This is a genomic window from Microcoleus sp. S13_C3, from assembly GCF_036700905.1.
Lineage (GTDB): Bacteria > Cyanobacteriota > Cyanobacteriia > Cyanobacteriales > Microcoleaceae > Microcoleus.
Genome location: NZ_JAUBPT010000107.1, coordinates 20,841 through 27,680, shown reverse-complemented (window position 1 = coordinate 27,680; position 6,840 = coordinate 20,841). Strand labels below are relative to the sequence as shown.

Sequence of the window (6,840 nt, the reverse complement as noted above, 5' to 3'; positions counted from 1 at the left end):
AATGACTAATGACTAATGACTAATGACTAATGACTAATGACTAATGACTAATGACTAATGACTAATGACTAATGACTGATGACTTCATTTAACTTTCAGGTTAAATTCTACTCAAACATTCTGAGGAGACGGAAACAATGACCCGCAAAAAGACTCGCCGCAATTTTATATTGAGCAGTATAGCTGTTGCCAGCGGCATTGCAGGTGCTAAGGCGATCGAACCGCAGGATCGGGAAATCGCAGCCGCACCCAATAACCAGGCGGCCGCCACAGTAAAAATGCCAGAACGACTGTTAGGCAACACCGGCGTGAAAGTGCCGATTTTCGGTTTGGGGGGAGGCGGACAAACACCGCTGTCGCAGAAGGGCAGAGAAGCAGAAGCGGCGGTACAAATTGAACGCGCGATCGAACTAGGCATTCGCTATTTTGACACGGCGGCCGAGTACGGGCCCAGCGAAGAAAACTTAGGCAAAGTTTTGCCCAAATATCGATCGCGCATATTCCTAGCCACAAAAACCTCCGCCAGAGACAGAGATGGCGCGTGGAGAGACTTAGAACAATCGCTCAAAAGATTGAAAACCGATCGACTAGACTTGTGGCAACTCCACCACGTCTCATTCCAAACAGAATTAGACCAAATTTTCAGTGCCAAAGGAGCAATAAAGGCGATAGAAGAAGCCAAACAGCAAAAAATAATTCGTTTTTCCGGCATCACCGGACACCACGAACCAGCCATCATTGCCGCAGGCTTGGATCGCTATCCTTTCGACACAACATTAATCTCCCTCAACGCCGCCGAAAAACATCACCCGCGCTCCTTTGTTACCAGCGCTTTACCAGTTGCCAAAGCCAAAAATATTGGCGTCATAGCCATGAAAATACCAGCTTACGGCAAATTATTTGAGAACGGTGTTTTAGATGGAATGCACCAAGCAATGGGCTACACGCTTTCACTTCCCGGCGTGCACTGCTGCGTCATCGCCGCCGACTCAGTAAAGCAATTAGAAGAAAACTTCAAAGTCGCCCAAGCATTCAAACCGCTGAACACAACAGAAATGGCAGCACTTGAAAAACGCACCGCCGCCGCTTGGCAAGAAAATACATTTTTCCGACAGTGGACTTAGAGCTGATGTTGGGAAATGCGGCGCGATCGCGTCGCCGCTCTACTTTCTATTAATATTGAACTGGAATTACCAATCCAGGTATAATGGGTTGAGGAATGAAAAATCTATACAACTAACGGTTTCAGGTTCCTCTCTATCTGATAGTTTATCAACAGGACATTTTTTAATGAAATTAGAAATTAGAAACTTAGGTGTTGTTGAAAAAGCAGAAATTGATTTAAAGCCTTTGACTGTTTTTATTGGTCGTAATGGTGAGGGGAAAACATGGGCTGCATACACTTTATCAGCGATCCTCGGACAGCAGGGATACGGAAATTACTTAAAAGCTTATCTTGACGGTAAAACCAAACAGACATATCCAATCATAGATAGCGCACTTCAGCAACTTTTTGATGAAGGTAATGCACAAATTGATATGATTAAATTTGCTAATGACTGTGCGGAAATTTATATTAATGATGTGGCTCGTTTGGCTCGAAACTGGATGCCCTCTTTTATGGCTACAGAACGAGCAGATTTTGATAACTTGCAAGTAGATTTAAATTTAGCAGAAACAAAAGCAGAGTTGTTGAAAAGGATAAAATCAGCTTCTGTAGAAAGTGAAATTTCTTTAGGTTTACTTAATGCCATGAAAGAATCCGACGAAGGAATATTATATTTTTATTCAAATGGACAAATATTGACTAAGCTGCCTAAAAAAGCGATTAAGCAATTCGTAATTCAGGAAATTTTTCAGATGATCCACCAATCATTTTATGCTTATATACATATATTCCCTACGGAAAGGACTACTTTTCTAACTTTTCCATTTAGCTCTTTTCAACTTCGAGAAGTTAGAAGCGAAGAACTTTTAAAAGAAACAGATAAATCAGAATTTGAACGAAGAAAAACGCCTTTGGTTGAACCAGTAAAGCGTTTGTTGGAGATGATTATATGGAGTTCTAGAAAAAAAGACAGAGAAGAGGAAATAAAAAAGAATCCTTTGGTAGAGGAATATGTGAAGTTAGCTGATTTTTTAGAAAAAGAGATTTTACAAGGAAAGGTCGGTTTTGAAACATCATCCGAATTGCGAAAAGAACTACTTTTTCAACCTAAAGAAAGTACCAAGTTGGAGATGCCTATTGTTTCTTCAATGGTAAAAGAATTAGCTCCATTAGTTCTCTGTTTGCGCTATTTAGTTGAACCAAATGAGTTACTGATAATTGATGAGCCAGAAATGAATTTACATCCAGCGGCTCAAGTAGAGATAGCTGAATTTTTGGCAATGTTAGTCAATGCTGGATTGCACGTCTTAATTACAACCCACAGTCCCTACATTGTTGACCATCTTGCTAATCTCATGCAAGCAGCTAAGCATGAAGATCCAGATAGCATTAAAGAAATGTTTTATTTAGAGCGAACAGATGCTTTTATTTCTCAAGAAAAAGTTTCAGTCTATTTGTTTGAGGATGGAACAGCCAAAAACATTATCAGTGAAGAAGGTACAATAAATTGGGAAACTTTTGGTCAAGTGTCTGATGATGTTTCTCGCATTTATGCTAATTTACTGAAAATTCAAGATTGAGAGACAGTTAATGCCTTTTGAAAATTTGCTTTTATCCTCCTGTTTACTTCCAGGTCAAACCTATTTTAAGGAAAGTAAAGCTTCAGTAAAAGTAGAACCCCTAGCGGGCGAAACAATACTTTTTTTTAACATAGATGACCAATCAAATCCTGGTTGTAAGCTGCGTCAATTTTTATGGGGAATAGAAAAAGGTCAAAAAATGTGCGACCTGATGGTGTTTTACGCTAAAGACAGCAAGCGCGTTATCTGTTTTGTAGAATTAAAAGATAATATCGGTGATTTAGGTCATGCCACAGAGCAAGTAATTAATACATACAATACTTTCAAGGTACATCTGCAAAAAAGTTATACGGCGAAAGCATTTATTTCTGCGAACACAGGTTCTTCACCCTACGAACATAACGAATATCAGAGAAATTTATTAAAGGTGTTTGGGAAAAATAATTTTGATCTTAATAACAGAAGTAATGATGCTTTAGGTGATTTGTTGCGTGGAATCGCACCTAAAACAGGTGGAGGGAAGCGGAAAAATAAAAAGTAGAAAATATCTGTCAATTAAGGCTATTCAATAAGATTTTTTTGAAGCGCTACACCTATGTTTTCTCTTTCGTTGCACCTCTGCGGTGAAAATACGTCAAATCAAAAAACAAGGCTACCTGGTTTGGTCGCCTTGTTTCTTATCATAAAAAATGCAATTTGTCAACAGCAAAAAGCTACTTTTTTTTCCGTTTAGCCTTATCTAACCGCCTGCGATCGCGCCACTCAACAGAAGTCAAATAAGCGACACCGCCAGTCACCGTCACCAGCAGTACAAAGGCCACTAAAACGAGAAAATTAGCAATCGAAAATTCCACAACCCCTCTTCCTCTGATTTTACATTTTCTACTTTCGATTTTAGATGAAAAATGTTAACAATTAACAGTTGAATTTTGACGGCTAACTGTTAACTGTTAACAGTCCCTTCAAACTGCTGGCAACTCTGACAAAATTGTAAACCTAACATGATTAATTGCCAGACTTCCCACGGAAACCTCCTCCTTGTTTAAAGGAAGACCGCCGCTCGTGAGACTTTGAAACCGGATTCCCTTGCCAATTTCTACGTGATACCAAGCCAAACCCATAAAAAATCGCAACGGATAAGGGCCTCTGTCTTGAATATCATCAGGATTAGATTCCATCGGCACCCAGCCAAAACCCGGAATGTAAAATTCCAGCCAAACGTGATTGAAATCTGGCTCCAGCGACACACCTTTTCTGTCACCAAAAGCCGGACACTTGTAGCGGCCGATCGTGCGGCAAGCAATCCCGTTTAACCTAGCCAAAGCTAACAACAGTCCCACGTATTCGCCGCAGGAACCGATACCACGGCGCAGCACAATATCCGGAGTGTCAATGTGAGGTCTAATTCCGTAAGAAAGTTGGTCGTAAACAAAATTGCGAATGCTCAGTAACTTCCTCAGAATGTTAGTTTCCGAGCCAATGGCAGCCACAGCAGCCGATCGCACAATCTCCGTATCCATCGCCAAATTGTCATTATCAACCAAATACTTAGCTGCAAACTCCGGCGACAGCTTCGGACTCTTTTCGACATCCCTAGGCGACAACTGATACTTAATCGATCGAACTTCTAACAAAGCCTTCCAGCCAAAAATTCGGCGTTCCCCAGGCTGCAGCCGATCGAACTTAAACACCGCCACCCGTTCTCCTTCCTGAATTTCCTCAGTAAAAGGCATTCCAATCGGCGTAATTTTCCTGACCTTTTGCCGGTGAGTTTGCGAAGGCAAAGCAATCCGCCACTCCAAATTTTCGATTTCTACCTCATCGAGAGGAGACAGTTCCTCCACATAAGACATTTCCATCAAAAAACCGTTTGACAAAGCGTAGCGGTCAGCTTCATTGTAGTGAAAAGACAAAGGCTGAATAAAAGTGCGATCGCGCTTCGTCAACTGAAAAGGATCTTCCGAATTCGGGTCATCCCGGATGTAAAGTTCATCCCCGGCATAAGCCACGTACAGAACATCCTCCCCAGTTTCGGAATCCTTGTGGAAAGCCAAACCCGAAGGCGACTCAAAGGGAGTCAAAACACTAAATTTAATCTCCCCAGTTCCCCGTTCCAAACAGTAAACAGTTTGCTCAGTCTTATCGCAAACCCAAATTTCCTCATCCCGGACAGTGATATTTTCTACCCCAATACCGGGAGCGTAAAACCGAGTAATTTCCCGACCAGTTTTCAGGTCAAAAACCAGAATCGCGGCTAATCTCTGGCAAGTCACATAAAGCGTAGATTTCCAAACAGCAATGCCGTCAGCAGGATAAGAAAGCGAAACAAAATGTTCTGGTTTGAGTTCAGCGATCGCCCCGTCCCGAATTGCGCCCCGACAGCAACAAATATCCTCATCCCGCGCAAACCAGAGAGTATCTTCCGAAATAGCTAGCCCAGTTGCGCCGGCAAACTTAGGCGTTTGATAAGGATTCAAAACAGTAGTGTTGTCAGTTTCTCGATCGATCTCCAATAGCAGCCCTTCGGCGCGATCGACAGCGAACAACCTATTTCCTAAAAAAGCAATGCCGTGCAGTGCCAAGACTCCGATGGGTCTGACCATCCGCAGCCCCGAAGGCTGTTTGTCCGAGAGAACAGGTGAATCGAGATTCATGCTAAATTTCTTGCCGGTATTGTACAGAAAACCTGATTTGTAACTTGTAGCCGATCGCTTGAGGTTCACCAGCAAAATTGCCGAGTTTCCTGATATCCAGGACTGACGCATCAACCAGGTGTTTTTACGAAAAGACCCGTTGTAGCCTCTTGCTAGAGTTAAAAGACCCCGAATATTAGTCTTTGTCAAAGTTGGCTTTAACAACCTCAACCCAACCTGCTGCCGTGAATGGAAGTAAGTATAACTACTAAGCTACCACTGACAAACGCCACAGAGAATTCTATGTTGAGCAGATCGACACAAATAATCGTATCTGCCTGAAGATATAAATTAAGTACAACAGATTACTATATCCGTCAAAACCTTGGATAGAATAAAACCGTGCGATAAAGTTCCTAGGTTCATCAGAAGGCAGGTTCGTCATGGCTTTGAAGTCTGCTCTAAATATCGGTGCTCTTTCCTTAATTCTGTCTTTAGAGGCAGTTGCCGCCGGTAGTTTTTTAATACCAGCAGAGGCTCTCAAAAGCCCCGCAAACATTGTCCAGCGCGCCTCACCACCGCAGCTACCCCTCAACTGGCAAACAGCTCAACCCCCTGAATCGAGCGGAAGCAGACCGAACAGCCAGCAATTGGGAGCCGCGTGGAATAGCTTTCAACCGCCGGAGGACGGAGTACCCGGAAGGCGGGAAGGGGGAGGAACCCGCGGCTTAGAATGCCCCACGGCCACAACTGCCTTAACTGCCTTGATTCCCCAATCAACTATGGGGCAAACCATATCAGCAAAGCCAACATTTTTCTACTACCTTCCCGTAGCCCTCGACAAAACAGTTCAGTTTGAGTTAGCAGACGAAAGGGACAAAACACTATACAAAAAAAGTTTTCGCATGGTAACTAGCCGTGCAGGTGTAGTTAGCGTCAGCCTCGGCTCCGACGACAACTCGCCAGCCCTGGAAGTTGGGAAAAACTATCAATGGTACTTTACTATCAAATGCAACCCAAAAAATACAACAGATGATGTTCTCGTTTCCGGGTGGATCAACCGCACCGCACTCCCCCCAACCGTGAAAACAGAGTTGGATCGATCGTGCGCTCTCACCAAGCTCAGCATCTTCGCCCAACAAAGTCTCTGGTACGAGTACCTGGCAACTCTAGCTCAATTGCGTATCGAGTCTCCCAGCGATGCCAGTTTAGCGAGCCAGTGGTCAGCAGTGCTCAACTCAGTCGAACTCGGCAAAATAGCCCAAGAGCCCTTAGTCGCAAGTGAGTTAACACCTATCACCAGAAAATAATTCAACACCAGCTTCACGCAAAGAATGCAGCGGTAGGCCCGTGCCCCAAACCCGGATAGCCATAAGTCAGTCGATTTTAGATTTTAGATTTTAGATTTTAGATTTACTTGCTGCATTGAATCTGGGAGCAGGAACAGGAGTCTAAAATTTTAGGATATACACTGATGAGCGTTCGGGGCACGGTATCCGTTTTTGGGCGAGTCATTGTC

At 43.2% G+C, this 6,840-nt stretch carries 6 protein-coding genes; 4 read left to right on the top strand and 2 right to left on the bottom strand.

Features of this window, described 5'->3' with window-relative positions; genetic code table 11:
- Window positions 1-137 precede the first annotated feature (137 nt).
- From QUA16_RS24885 to QUA16_RS24875, 3 genes are all read left to right on the top strand, one after another.
- Complete coding sequence (locus QUA16_RS24885) at window positions 138-1,124, top strand: aldo/keto reductase (RefSeq protein WP_333106578.1); 987 nt, start codon at window positions 138-140, stop codon at window positions 1,122-1,124.
- 166 nt (window positions 1,125-1,290) lie between these two features.
- Window positions 1,291-2,688 (top strand): AAA family ATPase, encoded by a 1,398-nt coding sequence (locus QUA16_RS24880; RefSeq protein WP_333106577.1) that lies wholly within the window; start codon window positions 1,291-1,293, stop codon window positions 2,686-2,688.
- A 10-nt stretch (window positions 2,689-2,698) separates the two neighbouring features.
- Window positions 2,699-3,229: a hypothetical protein gene (locus QUA16_RS24875; RefSeq protein WP_333106576.1), complete on the top strand. Its 531-nt coding sequence runs from the start codon at window positions 2,699-2,701 to the stop codon at window positions 3,227-3,229.
- A 172-nt stretch (window positions 3,230-3,401) separates the two neighbouring features.
- On the opposite strand, the gene QUA16_RS24870 is transcribed toward QUA16_RS24875, so the two are convergent.
- Entirely contained in the window at window positions 3,402-3,542 is a 141-nt protein-coding gene (locus QUA16_RS24870) for a hypothetical protein (protein WP_190736053.1), read from the bottom strand.
- 108 nt (window positions 3,543-3,650) lie between these two features.
- Window positions 3,651-5,342: a transglutaminase domain-containing protein gene (locus tag QUA16_RS24865; protein ID WP_333106583.1), complete on the bottom strand. Its 1,692-nt coding sequence runs from the start codon at window positions 5,340-5,342 to the stop codon at window positions 3,651-3,653.
- 422 nt (window positions 5,343-5,764) lie between these two features.
- Between QUA16_RS24865 and QUA16_RS24860 the strand changes: the two genes are divergently transcribed.
- Window positions 5,765-6,631, top strand: a complete 867-nt coding sequence (locus QUA16_RS24860; RefSeq protein ID WP_333106574.1) for a DUF928 domain-containing protein — start codon at window positions 5,765-5,767, stop codon at window positions 6,629-6,631.
- Window positions 6,632-6,840 lie beyond the last annotated feature (209 nt).